The 19,484-nt window shown below is 68.4% G+C and carries 14 protein-coding genes; 4 read left to right on the top strand and 10 right to left on the bottom strand.

All coding sequences use genetic code 11. From position 1 onward, the window contains the following. Window positions 1-370 precede the first annotated feature (370 nt). The gene (locus ACZ4MF_RS30305; RefSeq protein WP_467495058.1) at window positions 371-1,048 is read right to left on the bottom strand and encodes a FadR/GntR family transcriptional regulator; all 678 of its coding nucleotides are present in this window, start codon (window positions 1,046-1,048) and stop codon (window positions 371-373) included. A 172-nt stretch (window positions 1,049-1,220) separates the two neighbouring features. Beyond that, complete coding sequence (locus ACZ4MF_RS30300; protein WP_467495056.1) at window positions 1,221-1,898, bottom strand: DUF3050 domain-containing protein; 678 nt, start codon at window positions 1,896-1,898, stop codon at window positions 1,221-1,223. Between the two features lie 933 nt (window positions 1,899-2,831). Here ACZ4MF_RS30300 and ACZ4MF_RS30295 point away from each other — a divergent pair. Genes ACZ4MF_RS30295 through ACZ4MF_RS30280 form a run of 4 tightly spaced genes read left to right on the top strand, consistent with a single transcriptional unit; the run spans window position 2,832 to window position 11,416 of the window. Beyond that, a complete protein-coding gene (locus ACZ4MF_RS30295) occupies window positions 2,832-4,739 on the top strand; it encodes a carbamoyltransferase C-terminal domain-containing protein (protein WP_467495054.1) in 1,908 nt (635 codons plus the stop codon). Between the two features lie 9 nt (window positions 4,740-4,748). Continuing rightward, window positions 4,749-8,534: an amino acid adenylation domain-containing protein gene (locus ACZ4MF_RS30290; RefSeq protein ID WP_467495053.1), complete on the top strand. Its 3,786-nt coding sequence runs from the start codon at window positions 4,749-4,751 to the stop codon at window positions 8,532-8,534. After that, window positions 8,531-8,752, top strand: a complete 222-nt coding sequence (locus tag ACZ4MF_RS30285) for an MbtH family protein (RefSeq protein WP_467495051.1) — start codon at window positions 8,531-8,533, stop codon at window positions 8,750-8,752. The genes ACZ4MF_RS30290 and ACZ4MF_RS30285 overlap by 4 nt, the downstream gene beginning before the upstream one ends. Before the next feature lie 54 nt (window positions 8,753-8,806). Next, entirely contained in the window at window positions 8,807-11,416 is a 2,610-nt protein-coding gene (locus ACZ4MF_RS30280) for a non-ribosomal peptide synthetase (protein ID WP_467495049.1), read from the top strand. A 91-nt stretch (window positions 11,417-11,507) separates the two neighbouring features. On the opposite strand, the gene ACZ4MF_RS30275 is transcribed toward ACZ4MF_RS30280, so the two are convergent. The 8 genes from ACZ4MF_RS30275 to ACZ4MF_RS30240 all read right to left on the bottom strand — a co-directional run bounded on the left by ACZ4MF_RS30275 (window position 11,508) and on the right by ACZ4MF_RS30240 (window position 19,301). Continuing rightward, window positions 11,508-12,770 carry a cation:proton antiporter gene (locus tag ACZ4MF_RS30275; RefSeq protein WP_467495048.1) on the bottom strand — a complete coding sequence of 421 codons (1,263 nt, stop codon included), beginning with the start codon at window positions 12,768-12,770 and terminating at the stop codon, window positions 11,508-11,510. 67 nt (window positions 12,771-12,837) lie between these two features. Further along, complete coding sequence (locus tag ACZ4MF_RS30270) at window positions 12,838-13,611, bottom strand: SDR family oxidoreductase (RefSeq protein ID WP_467495046.1); 774 nt, start codon at window positions 13,609-13,611, stop codon at window positions 12,838-12,840. Between the two features lie 126 nt (window positions 13,612-13,737). Beyond that, on the bottom strand, window positions 13,738-15,177 hold the full coding sequence (locus ACZ4MF_RS30265; protein WP_467495044.1) for an aldehyde dehydrogenase: 1,440 nt from the start codon (window positions 15,175-15,177) through the stop codon (window positions 13,738-13,740). Between the two features lie 31 nt (window positions 15,178-15,208). Further along, window positions 15,209-15,676 carry a RidA family protein gene (locus ACZ4MF_RS30260; RefSeq protein ID WP_467495043.1) on the bottom strand — a complete coding sequence of 156 codons (468 nt, stop codon included), beginning with the start codon at window positions 15,674-15,676 and terminating at the stop codon, window positions 15,209-15,211. Then, window positions 15,669-16,736, bottom strand: a complete 1,068-nt coding sequence (locus tag ACZ4MF_RS30255; protein WP_467495041.1) for an amidohydrolase family protein — start codon at window positions 16,734-16,736, stop codon at window positions 15,669-15,671. The genes ACZ4MF_RS30260 and ACZ4MF_RS30255 overlap by 8 nt, the downstream gene beginning before the upstream one ends. Further along, window positions 16,733-17,290 carry a 3-hydroxyanthranilate 3,4-dioxygenase gene (locus tag ACZ4MF_RS30250; protein WP_467495039.1) on the bottom strand — a complete coding sequence of 186 codons (558 nt, stop codon included), beginning with the start codon at window positions 17,288-17,290 and terminating at the stop codon, window positions 16,733-16,735. The genes ACZ4MF_RS30255 and ACZ4MF_RS30250 overlap by 4 nt, the downstream gene beginning before the upstream one ends. Further along, the gene (locus tag ACZ4MF_RS30245; RefSeq protein ID WP_467495037.1) at window positions 17,287-17,784 is read right to left on the bottom strand and encodes a flavin reductase family protein; all 498 of its coding nucleotides are present in this window, start codon (window positions 17,782-17,784) and stop codon (window positions 17,287-17,289) included. Before ACZ4MF_RS30245 ends, ACZ4MF_RS30250 begins: the two co-directional genes overlap by 4 nt. Before the next feature lie 47 nt (window positions 17,785-17,831). Next, on the bottom strand, window positions 17,832-19,301 hold the full coding sequence (locus ACZ4MF_RS30240; RefSeq protein WP_467495035.1) for a 4-hydroxyphenylacetate 3-hydroxylase family protein: 1,470 nt from the start codon (window positions 19,299-19,301) through the stop codon (window positions 17,832-17,834). Between the last annotated feature and the right edge of the window lie 183 nt (window positions 19,302-19,484).

Raw genomic sequence — 19,484 nt, 5'->3', positions numbered from 1 at the left:
GACTCAATTTGCTCGACCGTCAGCACATCAGCACACAGTCACATCAACGACAGGCGACGTTGATCGTCACCCCAGATGCGGTTGCAGTACTAGGGCCTGTCGTCAGATTCCCGTCGTCCGCCCGAAGGGCGGGCCGCGCGGCGTCCGGTGCGCGCGGCTGCACGGCGGAGGAGGGAGTCGACGCGCGGGGGCCCCTCCCGCGCGAGCGAAGCCGAGCGCGGGGGAGTAGGCGACCGACGACAACGCGGCTGGGGTGCCCCCTCTGGGGGAGCGCGTGCCAGGCGCCGCACGACAGGCGGGAATGTGACGACAGAACCTAGAGGCCACCTCGTTCATTTGATCAAGCGCCGGACACTCGCACTCGCCGGAGTCAAGGGCTGGGTGACGTCCCGGCAGGTAGCGGACGAGCTGCTGCCTGCAGCGCAGCCGCTGTCCCATCGCCTCGGCGGATCGCCTCCACCAGTTCGGCGTAGTCCGGACGCCGTATGGACAGTGTTTCGGAGGCAGTGGCCATGCGTAGCCAGTACACCACCAGATCACCCAAGTCCGCGTACAACTCGATCAGTACGTCGTTGTGCGACGCTGTGACAATTGCCCTGCGCAGACGCGTGTCCGTTGCCTCACATTGGCGCGGGTCTCCGGCGGCCTGGTCTCTCTCACGCAGTGCCAGCAACGTGTCCAGTTGTGCAAGGTCTCTTTCAGTCCTTTGCTCGGCCGCCAGCAGGGCCGCCGACGTCTCAAGAGCCCTGCAGAGCTGGGCGGCATGAAGCAGGTCGGTACTGGCGAAGCGGCGCCGCATCATGCCGGCCAGCTCGCTGGCGGCGACGACGTAGGTGCCCGAGCCTTGTCGGATGTCGACCATGCCGTTGTGCGCCAGTGCGCGGACAGCCTCCCGCACGGTGTTCCGGGCGACGCCCAGCAACTCCACCAGCTGCGGCTCGGTCGGAATACGGTGTCCCACAGGCCACTCGCCCGAGGTTATCTGATTCTTGAGCTGCGAGATCACCTGGTCGACCAGCGCGGAGCGCCGTGGAAAGTTCAAGGGCATGCAGGCGAGGTCCTTTCCGAGCACGATGGCAGAGACCTGCCGTCCGAGCGTTCGACATCGCTACGGGTTCGACCCTGCTGGCACGCTTGTCGGAGCCGGGCGCTGGGATGGGCGGCTGACGTCCCTCGCCGTCGCGTTCCCGCACCCGCAGCAGGCATATCTGTGCAGGTAGTCACTCCTCTGCGTCGTAGGCGCCGCTCGCCACGAAGGTCGGCAGGCAGCGGTAGAGCCTGAACCGCGCGTGGTAGAAGGGTTCCACGCGCTCATCGACGATCAGGTCTCCGATCAGGTCGGCGTGCCCTCCCTCGTCGGAATCGAGGAAGATGTGCTGCTCCAGGTAGTACCGGTAGGCGTTCAGGTTCGGCGCCTGCCAGCTTTCCGCAGGTGCCTCCAGGAAGCGAGCGAAGATACCGGGCAATTCCTCTTCGCGACTGAAGACCGACATGGCACGTGTCTCGGCATCGAGGGACCGGCACTCCCGCAGGTATTCTTCGGCGAAGTCACCCAGCTCTTCCTTCAACGTCTGGAACTGCCGGCCCTTGTTGAGGAAGTGCGCGAGAAACTCATGATGGTCACCCGAGCGTTTGTAATCATCGAATGCGAGGTTGGACGTCTGCAGCTCGCCCGCGATCATGTCCTGCAACCCTTTATGGTCGCCATATATGCGCTCGGCCACCCGCAGTGCTTCGGCGAACTCGACGGCGGCGACCCATGACAGGTAACACATCTGTGTGAGCTCTTGGCCGCTGAGTTTTTGGAAGGGAAGTTCGGTGATTTCCCTGACCCATGCCTTGTAGCCGACTGTCGCGGTGGTTACTGCGGCATCGGTGTTTGTGCTGGTTGTAGTCATGTTCTCCTGCTTCGTTTCTCACGCGCCGAACCGATGAGGCGCATCGGTGCTGTGCGGGTGGCCTTCCGCGGCGACGGGCATGCCGGCCTTGGCTGCATGAAAGATTCCGGTTCACCATGCTGGTTGTCTGCCTTGCATGGCCCTGCGGTGTGGGTGATGCCTGGATGTACGACGCATCGCGGCGAATCAGATGCTGAAGAATGTGGGCATCGAGGTTTGCCGAGGCGTTGTCGGCACACCCACATGGGCAAGGGTGCTCAGCACCCGGAAACCAGGAAATATGTGATCAATTCGACTGGTTCAGGACGTTTGTCGCGCCTCACCGAAGGAGGGTTTCGGGCGCACATCAGGCTTTGACCGACGTCTGAAAATGGGCATATCTTCCCCCGTATGCCTGTGTCAGCTGAGATTGTGCGGCGGCGCTTCCGAGTTGGGTCGGGCACGTCTGCCTGTCCGATCCTGCATAGCGGGGAAGGGGGTGTCAAGCAAACTTCCTGCCTTTGCCGAGTGGTTGCCCATTCCTGACGGGTTCCGGAGCGGGTATCGGGTGATTATGCGTCCGCAAACTTCCTAACGGGACATATCGGCCTGAAAGGTGTATCTGCTGTGTGATCGTGCATTACGAAGTTATTTCACGTGTGCTGAATGTGGGGAGTCGGCAAAGTTGTGAGGGTGTCTTGCGGTCGATGCTCGATGCGAGTTAGCTTCGTACTTGATTCTGCGACTGCATTGGACATTCTCCCGCATATTTCTGGTCCGGCTGCGAATGTCTTTGATGCTTCGACATCGGTTCTCTTGGGGGTAGCTATCTCTACTCGCGTTATTGGCTTCAATTTGAGCCATGACAGCAGTGCGTGCCTGGTGGAGGACGGCGAGGTTCGTTTCGCGCTCGCTTTGGAGCGCACCACTCGTGTCAAGCGGGGCACTGTTCCGATGCATGTCTATCCGGCGGCGATGGCCGACCTCACTCAGGACATCCTTTCGGCCGCAGGACTCAGCCCCTTCGACATCGATGGCTGGATCGCGACGTCGACCGAGTCCCGGGACCAGGAGGACGAGGCGAAGCTGCTGAGTGTGCTGGGGCTGGTGGCGCCGGCGGAGCGATGCCTCGCGCTACCCCACCCGGGGCACCATCTGGCCCATGCCAGCGCCGCGTTCTACTCGTCGGGATTCGACGAGGCCGTGGCCCTCATCATGGACTCCTACGGTTCACGGGCGGCCGCCGGCCGCGAGCGGGAGACGGCGTTCACCTTCCGCGCGGGGGAGCGCCCCGAACCCCTGATGCGCGTGCTGCGTGCCAAGGACCGGATCGCCGGCTATCGCCGCGACGGCCATGTCTGGACTCCCGCGGAGCTGTCCGGGGTCGGCGAGATCTACCGTGTGGTGACCCTGGCGCTGGGCTTCCGCGAGGCCGGCACGACGTACGACGACGCCGGCAAGACCATGGGCCTCGCCTCCTACGGCAAGCGCCTGAGCGCCGACAACCTCTTCTACGAGCTCGTTCCGGACGGCGAGCTGCGCTTCGACCGTGCCGCCGAGTCCCTCGTCGAGACGGGGTTCGCGGTGCGTGAGGGTGACGAACTGCGCTTGGTGCCGCGTCCTTCCCGGGCTCCGTACGAGCAGGTGCACTACGACCTCGCGGCCCAGCTGCAGGCGGAGTTCGAGGAGGCTGTGCTGCATGTGACCCGTCATGTGCTCACGCGCAGCGGCAGCCGCTCGCTCGTGGCCTGCGGTGGTTCGTTCCTGAACTCCAGCCTGAACACGCGTATCAGGCGTGAGACGGACATCGACCGGATGTTCGTCTTCCCGGCGGCGACCGACGACGGGAACGCGGTGGGCGCGGCACTGTACGCGTACCACAATCTGATGGGCACACCTGCCAAGACCACTCCCGTTCTGCGCCATGTCTACCTCGGGCCGCCGCGGGTGTCCGGCGTGGACCTCCAGGCCGTCACCGAGCGGTGGGGACTGCGGGTGCGCAAGCACGAGAACACCGCATCCGTCGCCGCGGCCGCGGCCGGCGCTCTTGCCGGAGGCCAGATCATCGGCTGGTTCCAGGACCGGGCCGAGTTCGGTCCTCGCTCGCTCGGCGCCCGTTCGATCCTGTGCCACCCCGGCATCCCGGGGATGAAAGACCGCTTGAACGCTCGGGTGAAGTTCCGCGAGTCCTTCCGGCCCTTCGCCGGTTCCGTGCTCGCCGAACGGGCCCGGAAGTGGTTCGACATGCCCGACACCGAGAGCCCGTTCATGCTGATGGTCTGCCCGGTGCTCGACGCCCAGCGGCAACTCGTGAGCGAGGTCGTCCACGTGGACGGCACATGCCGTGTGCAGACCGTCGCCGAGGACAACCCGGGACCGTTCCGTGCGCTGATCGAGGCGTTCGAGGCCGAAACCGGTCTGCCGATGGTTCTCAACACCTCCTTCAACCTGCGGGGCATGCCGATCGTGGAGCGCCCCGACGAGGCGATGGACTGTCTCTACGGTTCGCGGCTCGACCGGCTGTTCATCGGCGATTTCGAAGTCGAACCGCCGGACCTCCGCGCGCTGCGCCCCGAGCGGCTCCGGCAGGCCGGTTCCCTCGGCTCCGTCGGGCTGCCGCCGGCCGGCGAGCAGCGGGCCGGCGCGACCGTCCTGCCCGAGTGGCAGGGGTTGCTCGACCTGGCGGACGGCGGTCGCTCGATGCGTGAGATCGCGAACGAACTCGGCGAGGACGTCGAGCGGTTGATCGACCTCGCCCTCGACATGCGACGGCACGGACTGCTTCGCTGGGCAGGTGTGCCCCAGGCCACCCGGCCCGTGTTCCCGCTGCCGCAGTACTCGCCGGACACGTTCGCGGAGTGAGTCACACAGATGGGTGAGGTCTCCGACTCGCTGGCGCTGTCCTTCGCCCAGCAGCGCCTGTGGTTCTTCGACCAGCTGATGCCGGGCAACCCGTTCTACAACCTGGCCTTCGCGTACCGGCTCTCCGGACCGCTCGACGTGTCCGCCCTGGAACGGGCGGTCACCGAGATCGTGGCCCGGCACGAGGCCCTGCGCACGAGGTTCACCACCGACGCCGGAACGGCTCGGCAGCTGGTCGATCCGCCGTACACGCTCGGACTGCCGGTGGAGGACCTCGCCCAGTGGAGCGATCCACTGGGCGAGGCGCACCGGCTGGCGGACGAGGAGGCACGTCAGCCCTTCGACCTGGCGAACGGTCCGGTACTCCGGGTCCGGCTGCTGCGTCTCTCCGCGGCGGATCACGTTCTTCTCCTCACGGTCCATCACATCGCCTGCGACGGGTGGTCGATGGGTGTCCTGTGCGACGAACTGAGCGTGCTGTACGACGCTTTCGCGTCGGGCCGTCCCTCTCCGCTGCCGCCGTTGGAGATCCAGTACGCGGACTTCGCGGAGTGGCAGCGGTCGTACCTGTCGGGTGACGTGCTCAGCGAGCAGCTGGACCACTGGCGCGAGCGCCTCCACGGCATGCCGGCCGTGCTGGAGTTGCCGGCCGACCACTCCCGGCCCGCGATGCCCGGTTATCTGGCGGGTGCGGTGTCGTTCGAGGTGCCCGCGGACGTGCTGCACCGGCTGCGGACGCTCGGCAGACAGCGCCATGTCACACTCTTCACGGTGCTGCTCGCCGCCTGGGACGCTCTGCTGGCCGGGTACACCGGTGACACGGACATCGTGGTCGGCGTCCCCGTGGCGGGCCGTGACCGCGCTGAACTCGAAGGAGTCGTCGGCTTCTTCGTCAATAACGTGGTGACGAGGGTCGACTGCTCGGGTGATCCGACCTTCGGCGAACTGATCGACAGGGTACGGGAGGTGACGCTCGACGCGTTCGACCATCAGGACCTGCCGTTCGAACGGCTCGTGGAGGAGCTGCAGCCGGCCCGGGACCCGAGCCGGAACCCGTTGACACAGGTCGGCTTCCAGCTTCTGCAGGAGCGGCGCGCCGGACGTTCCCTGGACCTGAAGGGCATCGAGGTGTCGCCCTGGGACGGGCACGGCGACACGATCCACCTCGACGCCGAGATGTGCTGCTACGAGACGCCCGAGAGTCTGACCGGCCGGCTCCTCTACGCGGCCGACCTGTTCGGGCAGGCGACCATGGAGCGCCTCGTGCGGCACTACGTCGGCCTCCTGAGTCAGGTGACCGCGGACGTCAGGCTGTCCGGGCTGTCCCTGCTCACCGACGAGGAGCGTCACCGTCAGCTCGTCGAGTGGAACCGGACCAACCGGCCCGTGCCGGCCGACACCGTCGTGCAGCTCTTCGAGGCCCAGGCCGCCCGGACTCCTCGGGCCACTGCGGTGTCGTACGAGAACCAGGCGGTCACCTACGCCGAGCTGAACCGGCGCGCGAACCGGTTCGCACGCCGGTTGCGCTCCCTCGGCGTGGGACCTGAAACAGTCGTCGGACTGTGCCTGGAACGCGGAGTCGACCTGATGGTCGGCATGCTCGCCGTGCTCAAGGCGGGCGGAGCCTACCTGCCGCTCGACCCCGCCTACCCGGCCGAGCGGATCGCCTACATGCTGGACGACGCCCGCTGCCCGTTCCTCATCCTTCAGGAGAAGCTGGACGTCGGCACCGATGACGCGATGGTGGTCCGCCTCGACCCGGCCGCGGACGCGTCCTGGCCGGCACACGACCTCGGGCTGACCATCCCGCCGGACAGCCTCGCCTATGTCATCTACACCTCCGGTTCGACGGGTCGTCCCAAGGGCGTCGCGGTCCCCCATCGCGGGGTGACCAGCATGATCGATTTCCAGAGCCGGACGTTCGGCCTCGGGCCGCACTCCCGCGTCCTCCAGGTGGCGTCGGTCTGCTTCGACGCCTCCGTGTCGGAGATCTGGATCACCTGGGTCAGCGGCGGAGAACTGGTGATCGCCCCCCGGCACCTGCTCGGCCGTGAGCTGTCGGCCCTGCTGGCCGAACGGAGGATCACCCAGGTAGCGCTGGTGCCGTCGGTGCTGGCGACACTCTCCGACACGGAACTGCCCCATCTGGAGACCATCCTCATCGGTGGCGAGGCGGGGCCGCCGGCTGTCGTGAACCGCTGGGCGCGGGGGCGGAGACTGTTCAATGTCTACGGTCCCACCGAGACCACCGTCAACGCGTCCTACTTCGAATGCGCCGATGACGTGAGCGCGGCACCGCCGATCGGCCGCCCCGTCGACAACACCCGGCTCTACGTGCTGGACGCCCGGCTGCGTCCGGTCCCCGTCGGGGTGACCGGCGAGCTGTACATCGGCGGCACCGGTGTCACGCGCGGATATCTGGGCCGTCCGGTGCTCACCGCCTCCCGGTTCGTCGCCGATCCGTTCGCCGCCGACGGGTCGCGGATGTACCGGTCCGGGGACCTGGCCCGTTTCCTGCCGGACGGCACCATCGAGTTCTGCGGCCGTCTCGACAACCAGGTCAAACTGCGCGGCTTCCGGGTGGAGCCGGGCGAGGTGGAGGCGACCCTCGCCGAACATCCGGCGGTGGGCCAGGCCGCCGTGGCGATCCGCGGTGACGCGCACGGAGACGACCCCCGCATGTACGCCTACGTCGTCCCCCGTGAGCACGGCACGGCTGAGAGCGCGGATGCCCTCACCCTGAGCGAGGAGCACCTGCGGGAACGCCAGCGATACTTCGACGAGGCGCACCGCGGGGCGGCGGCGGACCGTCCCGCGAATCCGACCGCGCTGGACCGGATCCCGGCGTTGCGCCCGGACCGGGTGCTGGAGATCGGATGCGGCGACGGCACCCTGTTGCGCGTGCTGTCCTCCTCCTGCCGCCAGTACGTGGCGACGGACTTCTCCTCGTCGGCGATCGACCGGCTGAGATCGGCGCCGGACCTCGTCGGACGGTCGGGGCTCACGATTCTCCACCGCGAGGCGACGGACTTCCGTGGCTTCCGCCCCCAGTCCTTCGGGGCGGTCGTGATCGACTCCGTGACCCAGCACTGTCCCTCGCTCGCCCATGTGGACCGGATCATCGGGCAGGCTCTGCGCGCCCTGGACGACAAGGGTGTTCTGATCGTCACCGACATCAGGGAGAAACGGGACAACGGCGAACTCGCCATCGATCCACGCTACTTCGCGACACTGGCGGACCGGATGCCCAGGGCCGCCCAGGTGGAACTGGTCCCCGGCGACGGCTGCGTGGACGTGGTCGTCACAGCCGGCCCCGGCCCGACGGCCGGCACGCCGGACAGCGGCCCCGCGGACGGCCTGGCCAACGATCCGCTCAGAGCCAGGCGCGACGAGTCCCTGGTGAGGGACCTGCGCCACTTCCTACGGGCCCGGCTGCCGGAGTACATGGTGCCCTCCGGCGTGCTCGTGCTGGACGCCCTGCCGCTGTCGTCCAACGGCAAGATCGACGCGCGCCGGTTGCCCGTTCCGGAGGGCACCTCCCACGGCCGTGCCCCCGACGGGCCCGCCGAGGAGGCGTTGTGCGCCCTCTTCGCGGAGGTACTGCAGCAGGAGTCCGTCAGTGCCGAGGACGGATTCTTCGACCTGGGCGGCCACTCGCTGCTGGCACTGCGGCTGCTCAACCTCATCGGCTCCCGGCTCGGCACGGAGATCAGCCTCGGGCAGCTCTTCCTGCAGCCGACTCCCGCCGCGCTCGCGGCACATCTCGACCCACTCACGCCAGGAGGCACGGCATGACCAACCCTTTCGACGACGAGGACGGAACCTTCCTCGTGCTGCGCAATGACGAGGAGCAGTTCTCGCTCTGGCCCGAGCACGTCGATGTTCCGGCCGGCTGGACCACCGTGCACGGCCCCGCCGGCCGCCAGGCCTGCCTGGAACACATCGAACGGAACTGGACGGACATGCGTCCCCGGAGCCTGGTCCTGGCCATGGACGCGGGCCAGGCCGGCTGAGCGGCCGATGACGAAGCGCGGCACGGCAACGGCTGCGGCCGGAGGGAGACCGTCATGAGGGCAGGCACGACTCCCGCATCCGACGAGCGGGACCAACTGGCCTACTGGCGGGAGGCTCTGGACGGCGCGCCGCAGGAGCTCACGCTGCCGTTCGACCACCCGCGGCCCCGCACCGCGGATCCGCGGTGCGGACGCGTAGACCTGTCCGTCGGGGCAGAACTGCATGAGCGCACGCTGGACCTGGCGGCTGCCGAGGGCGTCACGCTGTCCGTCCTCGCCCAGGCGGTCCTCGCCACTCTGCTGTGCCGTCTCGGTGCCGGAACCGACCTTCCGCTGGGCACGGTCGTCGCGGGCAACACGCTGGTCCTGCGGGCCGATCTGACGGGCGACCCCGCTTTCACCGAGACGCTGCGCAGAGTGGGCGAGAGCGCCCAGGGCGCCTTCGCGCACGCGGAGACGCCCTTCGAGTCCGTCGTGACGGAACTGGCTCCGTCCGCCGTGCCGGCGGCCCACCCCCTGTGCCAGGTCTCGCTGGTCGTCAGGGGACCCGCGCCGCTGACCGGGGATCTCCCCGTAACCACCGACGGGGCGAGCCCCTACGATCTCGCCCTGGAGATGACGGAACTCGTCGGAGCGGGCGGCGAGCCGGCGGGGCTGCGCGGTGCGCTGGCGTTCTCGACCGCACTGTTCGAGCAGGCGACGGCCGAAGCGATCTCCCGCCGTTTCGTACGGGTCCTCGACCAGGTGGTGGCAGATCCCGGTCTGCGGCTCGACGAGGTGGAGGTCGTCGACGCCGAGGAACGGGACCGCCTGCTGGAGGACTGGAGCGGCACCGCCCGGCAGGTCCCGCCCGCGACTGTGCCCGAACTGTTCGAGGCACAGGCCGCCCGGATGACCGACGCCCTCGCCCTCGTCGACGACCGGACACGTCTTTCCTACCGGGAACTGAACGCCCGGGCGAACCGGCTCGCGCGCCTGCTGGCCGAGCAGGGCGTAGGCCCGGAAACGCTGGTCGCGGTGGTGGCCGAGCGTTCCGCCGACCTTGTGCTGGCCCTGCTGGCCGTCCTCAAGGCGGGAGGCGCATACCTGCCCGTCGACCCGGAATACCCCCCGGAGCGCATCGCGTACCTGCTCGATGACGCGCGCCCGGTGTGCCTCCTCACCACCCGGGCCGCACGGCCGTGGAACCGGCACGCCGACGACACACCCGTCGTCCTGCTGGACGATCCGTCGACGAACGCCGCGCTCTCCGGTTTCAAGGACACGAACCTCACCCAGGCGGAGCGGACCACCGCCCTACGGGTCACGCACCCCGCCTACGCCATCTACACCTCCGGCTCGACCGGTCGCCCCAAGGGCGTACTCGTCGCGCACGAGTCCGTCGACCGGCTGGTGCGCCGGACGAACTACATCGAGATCGGGCCGGGCGACGTGATGGGCCAGCTGGCCTCGGCGTCCTTCGACGCGGCGACCTTCGAGGTGTGGGGCTCCCTGCTCAACGGGGCGGTCCTGGCGGTGGCCCCGGCAGGACCGCTGTCGGCAGGGGAACTGGGGACATTCGTCACGGAACACGGGGTGACCGTCCTGTGGCTGACGGCAGGTCTGTTCCACCAGGTGGTCGACACCGACGTGACGGCGCTGCGAGGGCTGCGTCATCTCCTGGCCGGCGGGGACGTGCTGTCGCCCGGCCGGTGCGACACCGTGCTGCGCAGTCTCCCCGGAGTCCGGCTCGTCAACGGGTACGGACCGACTGAGAACACCACCTTCACCACCACCCACGAGGTACGGGCGGCAGAGCGCGGGGCCGCGGGCGGGGTGCTCATCGGACGCCCGGTCTCCGACACCAGGGTGTACGTCCTCGATCCCGCGTTGCGCCCGGTCGCTCCGGGCACCGCGGGTGAGCTGTACGTCGCCGGCACGGGCCTCGCCCGGGGCTATCTGGGGAGGCCCGTACTCACTGCGGAACGCTTCGTGGCCTGCCCCTTCGGGACGCCTGGAGAGCGGATGTACCGCACGGGGGACGTGGTGCGGTGGAACGCGGAGGGGGCACTGGAGTTCCTGGGGCGTGAGGACGGCCAGGTCAAGATACGCGGGTTCCGCATCGAGGTCGGTGAAGTCGAAGCCGCGCTGAGCGCTCACCCCTCGGTCGGGCGGGCCGTGGTGACGGTGCACGAGCCGGCTTCCGGTGACCGACGACTGGTGGGCTACGTGGTGCCCCGCCCGGGTGTGACCGATGTCGATCCGGCGGGGATCAGAGCCACGCTCACGGCACGGCTGCCGGCGTACATGGTGCCCTCGACGGTCGTGCCGCTGGCGGAGCTGCCGCTGACGGCGAACGGCAAGCTGGACCGGCGAGCCCTGCCCGACCCCCACCTCGGCCCCACAGCCGCCCATCGGGCGCCGGTCACGCCGCAGGAGATGACCCTGTGCGCCATCTTCGCGGATGTACTCGAGATACCTCGGGTGGGGCCCGACGACAACTTCTTCGATCTGGGCGGACATTCGCTGCATGCCACGCAGATCGTCTCGCGCGTGCGGCGGGAGCTGGCCGTCGAGTTGCGGACGCGGGCGGTCCTGGAGGCCCCCACCGTGTCGGCCCTGGCGGAGCGGCTCGGCGCGGCCCGGCCGGCCCCGTCGCCGATCGGACGCCGCACGGTCCGCTGATTCCGGGCCGGCCGACCGGCGCAGCGCAAGCCGAGCGGGAGCCGTCGCCCGGGGTGAGGTGATCACCCCGGGCGACGGCTCCCGGTGCGTGTCAGCGCCGCCTCCCCGTCGCCCCCGCCTCGACCGACTCGTCCGCTTCCTGCGCGTTTTGATCCTCCGGGCCGGCCAGCCTGCGCAGGAGCACACCGGCCATGCCGGTGGTGACGACCGCCATGACGACCATCTGCGAGTAGAGGCTCTTGTCGAGCACGCCCATCTGCAGGCCGATCCCCAGCACGATGAGTTCCGTGAGCCCGCGTGTGTTCATCAAGGTGGCCAGGATCGCCGACCGCCGTGCGGTCATGCCCAGGGCCCGTGCCGCGCCCATCGTGCCGACGAACTTGCCGGTGATCGCGGTGCCGAGGATCAGCGCGAGCTCCAGCAGCCCGTTGAAGCCCAGGGTGCTCAGGTCGACGTTCAGGCCGGAGAGCAGGAAGTAGACCGGAAGCAGGAAGGAGCCGGCCGTCCGTGTGCGCCGCATCAGGTCCTGTCGGGTCTGTTCCGTCGCCGTCCTGGGCACGACCAGGCCGAACAGGAAGGCGCCGAAGACGAAGTGCAGCCCGATCAGCTGCGTCACCGCGGCCGAGGCGAACAGGAGGGCCAGCAGGGCGGTGAAGCGGCCCATGGTCAACGGCGAGTCCTCGCCGTCCCGGGTGAGCATCCGCCGCATGAGCGGTCGTACCAGGAGGACGAGCACGGCGGCGAACGGCATCACCAGGAGGACCGTCCACTGACGTCCGCCTTCGCCGCTCACGAGCACCTGGACCAGTGCCAGCACGGTCCACGCGGCCAGGTCGCACACCGCCGCCGCGGTGAGCGCGATCGAACCGACGAGGGTCCTGTTCATCGTCCGGTCGACGAGAATCCGCGCCAGGACAGGGAAGGCCGTGATCGACATGGCGATGCCGAAGAACAGGACGAAGCCGAGCCGGTTGGCGGTCTCGTGGCTCTGGGCGAGACGAAGCGCGAGAACACAGCCGAGCGCCAACGGCGTGAGCGCCGCGCTCGCCGCGATGGCCCCGGTCACCCGGCCGAAGCCGCGCAGCCGTTCGTGATCGAACTCCAGCCCCACCACGAACATGAACAGAACGAGGCCGACGTTGGCGAGGACGCCCAGGAACGGCCGTAGGCCGGAGGGAAACAGCGTGTCCGACAGATGGCCCTGCAAGAGCGTGGGCCCCAGGAGGACGCCGGCGACTATCTCCCCGAGGACCGCGGGCTGGCCGAGCGCGCGGGCCGCCCGGCCGGCCAGCGGAGCGATGAGAAGGACGGCTGCGAGATCGAAGAACAGTACTGCCGCCTGGCTATCGGCCATGTCTCCTTCTTCGGTGGTGGCACTGGTGGGGTGCGGCGGACCGAACGGGCGCCTGCCGTCCCGGGCATCAGATGGTGGGGACGGCGCCCCCGTCGCACCGCAGGGCGGTGCCCGTGATGTACGCCGCCGCCCGGCTGCACAGGAACGCCGCCACGGCACCGAACTCGTCCGGTTCGCCGTACCGGCCGACGGGGATGGCCGCCTGGGCCCGAGCGGCGAACTCTTCCACGTCGACGCCCTCCTTGGCCGCCCGGTAGGTGTTCATCTGTACGGTGCGTGCGGTCGCGATGCGTCCGGGCAGGAGGAGGTTGACCGTGACCCCGTCACACGCGACCTCGTTGGCGAGCGTCTTGAGGTAGCCCGCCAGAGCCGCCCTGCCGATGTTCGACAGTGCCAGGCTGGGAATGGGGGCGACCACACCGATCGAGGCCAGGGCGAGTATCCGGCCCCAGCCACGTTCCCGCATACCGGGCAGGACCAGGGAGACCAGCCGCTGGTGAGGCAGCACCAGCGACTCCGTCGCCGCGACGATGTCCGCGTCGCTGATGTCCGAGGAACCGCCCGGTGGCGGACCGGGGTTGTTCAGCACCAGGATGTCGACCGGGCCGAACGCCTCTTCGGCTTCGGCGATCAGCCGGGCCGGGCCGTCCGGAGCGGTGAGGTCGACCTCGACTCCTACCGCCTCGGGGAGCTCCGCAGCAATCGCCTTGGCCACGTCCCCACGGCGCCCGCAGATCACCACCCGGGCGCCTTCCGCGCCGAGCGCGCGCGCCGTGGCCTCGCCCAGGCCGGCCGTCGACGCACAGACAACCGCGGTACGACCGTGAATGCCAAGGTCCATGACTAGTACACCTCCTGCACAGGGAACGGCCACCGCCCGGTCGGGCGGACTGCGGCTTCGCGACTGGCCGTTCGAGAGATCAGTGGTCGTTGCCCCACGGGCACTGCCGGATTGCACGTGCCGGCCTCACGTCACATCCATCACCACGGTCTTCGCCTCGGTGAAGAATTCCCGGGAGTGCGCCCCGCCCTCGCGGCCGATGCCGGACCGGCCGAAGCCGCCGAACGGGGAACGCAGATCGCGCACCCAGAAGCAGTTGACCCAGACGTTGCCTGCCCGCAACCGTGCCGCGACGCGGTGGGCGCGAGCCAACCCGCTCGTGAACACCATCGCCGACAGACCGTAGGGCGTCGCGTTGGCCGCGTGGACGGCCTGCTCCTCCGTGTCGAAGGGGTGGACCGTGATCACGGGACCGAAGACCTCCTCCCGGCAGATCGCAGCCTCGGCCGGGGCGTCCGTGACGACGGTCGGAGCCACCCACCAGCCCTCGGGAGCCTCCCTGGTCCGAAGTACGGCACCATCCTCGGCCGCCCGGCGAAGATGACCGGTGACTTTGGCATGGTGCTCCTCCGACGACAGTGGTCCGACCTGGGTCGCGGATTCTCGGGGATCCCCGATGCGAAGCTGTTCAGCCTTCTGGACCAGGGCGTCGACGACCTGGTCGTAGACGGATCGCTCGACCAGGAGACGCGAGCCGGCGAGACAGATCTGTCCGGCGTTGGAGAACGCCGCGTCCGCTGCGACGGACACGGCACGGTCGATGTCGGCGTCCGCGAAGATGATCGAGGCGCCCTTGCCACCGAGTTCGAAGCTCACCGCCCGTACCCCGTCGGCGGCGGCGCGCATGACCGCCTCTCCGGTGCGCGTCTCTCCGGTGAAGGTGATCAGGTCGACGTCCCGGTGGGAGGTGAGTGCCTCCCCGGCCCCGCCGGGCCCGAAGCCGTGGACGACGTTGAGGACGCCCGCAGGCAGACCGGCCAGTACCGCCAGTTCGGCCAGCCGTGTCGCCGAGGCGGGACTTTGCTCGGCCGGTTTGAGGACCACGGTGTTGCCGTAGGCGAGAGCGGGCGCGATCTTCCAAGTGGCCTGCATGAAGGGAAAGTTCCACGGGGAGATCGCGGCGACGACGCCGACCGGTTCGTGGCGTGTGTAGATGTGGTGCTGCGGATGCCCCGGCAGGGAGACATCGGCGGCCGAGCGGGCGTCGTCTGCGAAGAACCGCAGGTTGGCCGCGCCGCGCACCACGTCGTTGGCCCGGGTGAGGGCGAGAGGACGCCCCATGTCGCGGGTGTCCAGCAGGGCGAGTTCGTCGGCATGTCTCAGCAGCACGTCGGCGAACCCGTGCAGCAGGGCGGAGCGCTCGTTCTGCGTCATCCGGGGCCAGCTGCCCTCGACGAACGCCTCGCGGGCGGATACGACCGCCCGGTCCACGTCCTTCGCGGATCCGCAGGCCACATCGGCCCAGGGAGCACGGCTTGTGGGGTCGACCGAGAGCATGGTGGCGCCGTCTTCGGAGCCGGTCACCTCGCCACCGATGAAGTGACCGATCCGCACGAGTTCGGTCATGACCGGTGGGTACGCCTCGTCGATGTCGCGCTCACGATTCGACCTCGACGATCATCTCGATCTCGACCGCGAAGTTGTGAGGGAGGGCAATGGCGCCGATGGCCGACCGCGCGTGGCGCCCCGCATCGCCGAAGATCTCCACAAGCAGGTCGGAAGCCCCGTTGAGGATCTGCGGATTACGGTCGAACCCGGCCTCGCAGTTGACGAACCCCAGCAGCTTCACGATGCGCCGGACGCGGTCGAGCGAGCCGAGCTCCTCCTTGACGAGGGCGAGCAGCCGGATGGTCGCCTCGCGTGCCGCCTGGTACGCGGTGTCGACGTCGAGGTCGACGCCGACCTTGCCGAGGATGTCGTGGCTGCCCTGGCCGGACAGGAACAGCAGGTCGCCGACACGGACGGCGCTCACGAAATTGCCGGTCCGCTTGGGGGAGGCGGGAAACGACAGCCCGAGTTCCTTGAACCGGGCCTCCGCCGACCGGGTCGCGGTGTCGTCAATCATCGCTTACCTCTTTCTCCGTGGTGATGTGAGGCCGCGGCGCCCGTTCCTCGGACTTCCCGCACAGCAACGCGGAGGCATTGCCGTGCAGGATCGCGGACTTGACGCTTTCGTCGAGCGAGGACTCGTGCACGACGTCCCCGGGGCGCTGCTCCCCGAAGGGGAAGGGATAGTCGGTGCCGAGCACGATGTGATCCCAACCGATGCGCTGCCCGACGAGCCTGATGTTGGCCTCATCGCCGGCGAGGGAGTCGGCCCAGAGACGGCGGGCGATGGTCCCCGGCGGTTTCGCCGCACCTCCGCGCAGCTCCGGCCAGGTCCGCCAGCCCCTGTCGATACGCGGCAGCAGCCAGGCGAGCGCGCCGGCTCCGTGGGCCAGCAGAACCCGCAGCCCCGGAGCCCTGTCGAGGACTCCACCCTGGAGCAGAGCGAGCGCCGTGTAGGCGGTCTCGGTGGGCATGCCGACGGTGTACATCGCGTTGTAGCGGGCGAGGCGGTCGGCGGAGCGGATGTCCCAGGGATGGACCAGCACGGGGACGTCCAACTCGGCGATGGCCTCGAAGACGGGCAGGAACTCCGGGTCGTCGAGTTCGCGGCCCGCGATGTTCGTGCCGATCTCCACCCCCCGCAGTCCGAGCTCACGGACTGCGCGCTCCAGCTCCTTGACCGCGAGGTCCGGGGCGCCCATGGGCAGGGTGGCCAGGCCGATGAAACGATCCGGTGCGTACCGGGTCATCTCGGCGATGCTGTCGTTGACGTGCCGTGCCATCTCGGCACAGTGGTGGGGCGGCGCCCAGTAGCCGAACATCACCGGCGTGACGGACAGCCACTGTCTGGCGACGCCCGTGCTGTCCATTTGCTCGATGCGGGCCGCAGGATTCCAGCATGTGTCGGGCACGGTGCGGAAGTGCCTGCCGCCGACGAACAGGTCGGCGCTGCAGTCGTCGATCTTGCGCCTCACCGGCCAGCGGTCGTCGGCGTACCGCTCGGCCAGATCCAGCCAGCGCCGGGGGAGGGTATGAGTGTGACAGTCGACCAGGTCCCGGCGGGCGGGGTCTGTCATGCCGTGCCATCCAGGACGAACGGACCAGGTGTGGCGAGGACTGCGCCGCACGAATGGCAGGTCCGCCGCTTCTCGCTCGCTTGGAACTCCTTGAGCAGCGGCATGAGAACCTCGATCATCTTCGACGACTCGAGGGAAACGCGTTCGATCAACGAGTCGCACTGGTCGCAGTACCACTCCACGGCTTCGATGTCCCCGGGCCGGCGACGGATCTCGACCACGAGACCCCAGGTGCCCGCGGGCCGAAGCGGTGAGTGAGCCGTGCCCGCGGACACGGTGAAAAGCTCCCCCTCGTGGACGAGGTTGCGCCGCAGCCCGGCTCCGGCCTCCCGCGTGTCGACGCGGATCGTGCCCTCGAGCTGTATGAACAGCTCGTCGTACGGGTTGACATGGAAGTCGTTGCGGCTGTTCGGGCCGCGCACCAGGACGACCTCGAACTGCGAGTCCGGGAAGAGAGCCTTGGCTGCGAGCGCTCCGGGGAACGCCTCCGCCCCCGCGGCGCGCAGTCGGTCGACGGAGACGATGCCTTCTCGTTCCTCGGCCTGCTCGGTCATGTGGTGGAACCTCCTGTCACCCCGACCTCGGCCCCGAGATCGCGGAATCCGTGACGGTGGTAGATGAGGGGACCGCTGGAGGTCTCGTCCATCCAGCGGATCGAGGCGATGGCGCCGATCAGCAGCGAGTGCGTGCCGTAGTCGACGGACTCGGACACCCGGCATTCGAACGACGCCAGGGCGGTGGCCAGCACAGGTATGCGGAGTGTGCCGAGGCCCCAGGCGCCGGGGGCGAACCGCTCCGCACCGAACACGTCCTGGCCGGCGAACGTCTGCGCCAGACCGACGTCCTGGCTGGAGAGGAGATTGACCGAGAACAGACTGTTCTTCCGCAGCTCCCTGTAGGTGCCCGTGCCACGGTTGATACAGGCGACCAGGCTGGGTGGTTCGGCACACAGGGAACTCACCGCGGTGGCTGTCATGCCCCGCCAGGTAGCCGGGTCGTCGGCCGATCCGGTGGCGACCACGCTCACTCCGCTGGCCAGCCGGCTCATGCCCAGACGGAAGTCGGTGAGGGCCACGGCCTGTTGCCCGTCCCCGTTCACGGCTGGGGGACCGACGCGTCGGAGTCGGAAGGGTATGTGTAGGAGCCCAGCAGATCGTCCACCAGAGCGTGGAACCGCTTCCAGGGAGCCTCACGGTAGTTGTGACCGCGCACGATGAATCCGGCGCCGGCATAGAACTTCTCGTACTGCTGGTGACGTCCGGCGAACTCGCTGCCCACCAGGTCCCAGGCCAGCCGGTGCAGTTTCATACGCTCTACGGCGCCGAGCTGCGGAGTGTGCCAGAACTCCCGGAAGACAGCGCCGAGTTCGGCGTCGCCGAGCACCGTGTGGTCGGCCGGGAACTGCAGCGGGCCGCCGCCGCACAGCTCCCGCAGATCGTCCACCAGCTCGGAGTAGTGCTCGACACACCAGTTCATGGCTGCGTACATCGAGCGCCGGTTGTAGGTGACGTGGCCGTCGCCCCACGGTTCCGCCGCCCAGATCTGCCCGTCGACGAGGCCGGCCAGAAGCGCTTCCTGCGAAGCGAGCCGGCCGAGCTTCTCACGTACGGCCGGCACCTGATCGGCACCGGTCGACTGCGCGATCCTGCTCGCGACTCCCACCAACAGTTGGAGCTTGGCACAGAAACGAACATTGGACTGGTGGTTGCCATAGGAGTGCGCAGGGGTGCGGAAGTACAGCTCACGTGAGAGCGGCACGTCGTTGTGCACGAAGACGCGCTCCCAGGGGATGTGCACGTGGTCGAAGAGCACCATGGCGTCGGTCTCGTCGAAACGCCAGCTCAGGGGGCCGTCGAACTCGGAGGCGGATGAGTCGGCCAGCGGCTTGCGGGACCACAGGGAGACACCCGGTGCGTTGCACGGCACCGCCGTCGTGATGGATTCCGCCTCGTTTTCCGGAGCCAGCGGCAGGATGTTGCCGATCCAGATCTCGTTGGCGAGGATCGCTCCTGTCGCCAGCATCTTCATGCCGTGTACGACGACACCCGCGTCGTCCTCGTCGATGACTCTGAGGGTCGGGATCGGCAGGTTCTGACGTTCGTAGAAGGCCGGGTCCCGGGCGGCCTGAGGGGCCACGATCGCGTGCGCGGCATAGACGTCGTTGTCACGCAGGTGGCGCCAGTACGCGCGGATGCGGTCGGCCTTGTCCTTGAAGACCTCAGGGGCGATGGCCATGCCTGTCACGAAGCTCGCCACGTAGTCCGGCGACCGGCCGAGGAGGCCGTGACTCAGTTCTGCCGTGAGCCTGTGAGCCGCCGAACGCTTTGCGAGGTCCTCACGGGTTCTCGCGCGCAGGAAGTAGGCGCTGTGCCTTTCCCCGTCCTCCAGGTAACTCATTGCTTCCAGGTTGGCGGGGTTGGCCTTCATGTCGTAGAGATCTGAAATCGTCCGTGCCGCACGTGCGAACGCGGGATGCGTGGTTACGTCATCGATCAGTGTGCGACCGACGTAGACACGGCGGCCGTCTTGCAGGCTCTCAAGATGCTCCTTGCCAGTCTTCAACACCCGACGGAGCAAATCATAAGATCCGCAGCGTGGCTAGCCTTGACTTTTATTGCACCTTTCTTCAATGAGTCCCCCGAGATGTGTGAACGCCGTGTTGTATCGGTGACGCATGTCCGATCGGTGATAGCGAAACGGGGCGTTCCGTCCGATCTGACGGCTCTCTGCGGTGCCCGTATCGGCGCC

The sequence above is a fragment of the Streptomyces sp. NPDC025793 genome (assembly GCF_055558375.1).
Note: the sequence above shows the minus strand (reverse complement) of the source record. Positions and strands in the feature narration are given on the sequence as shown.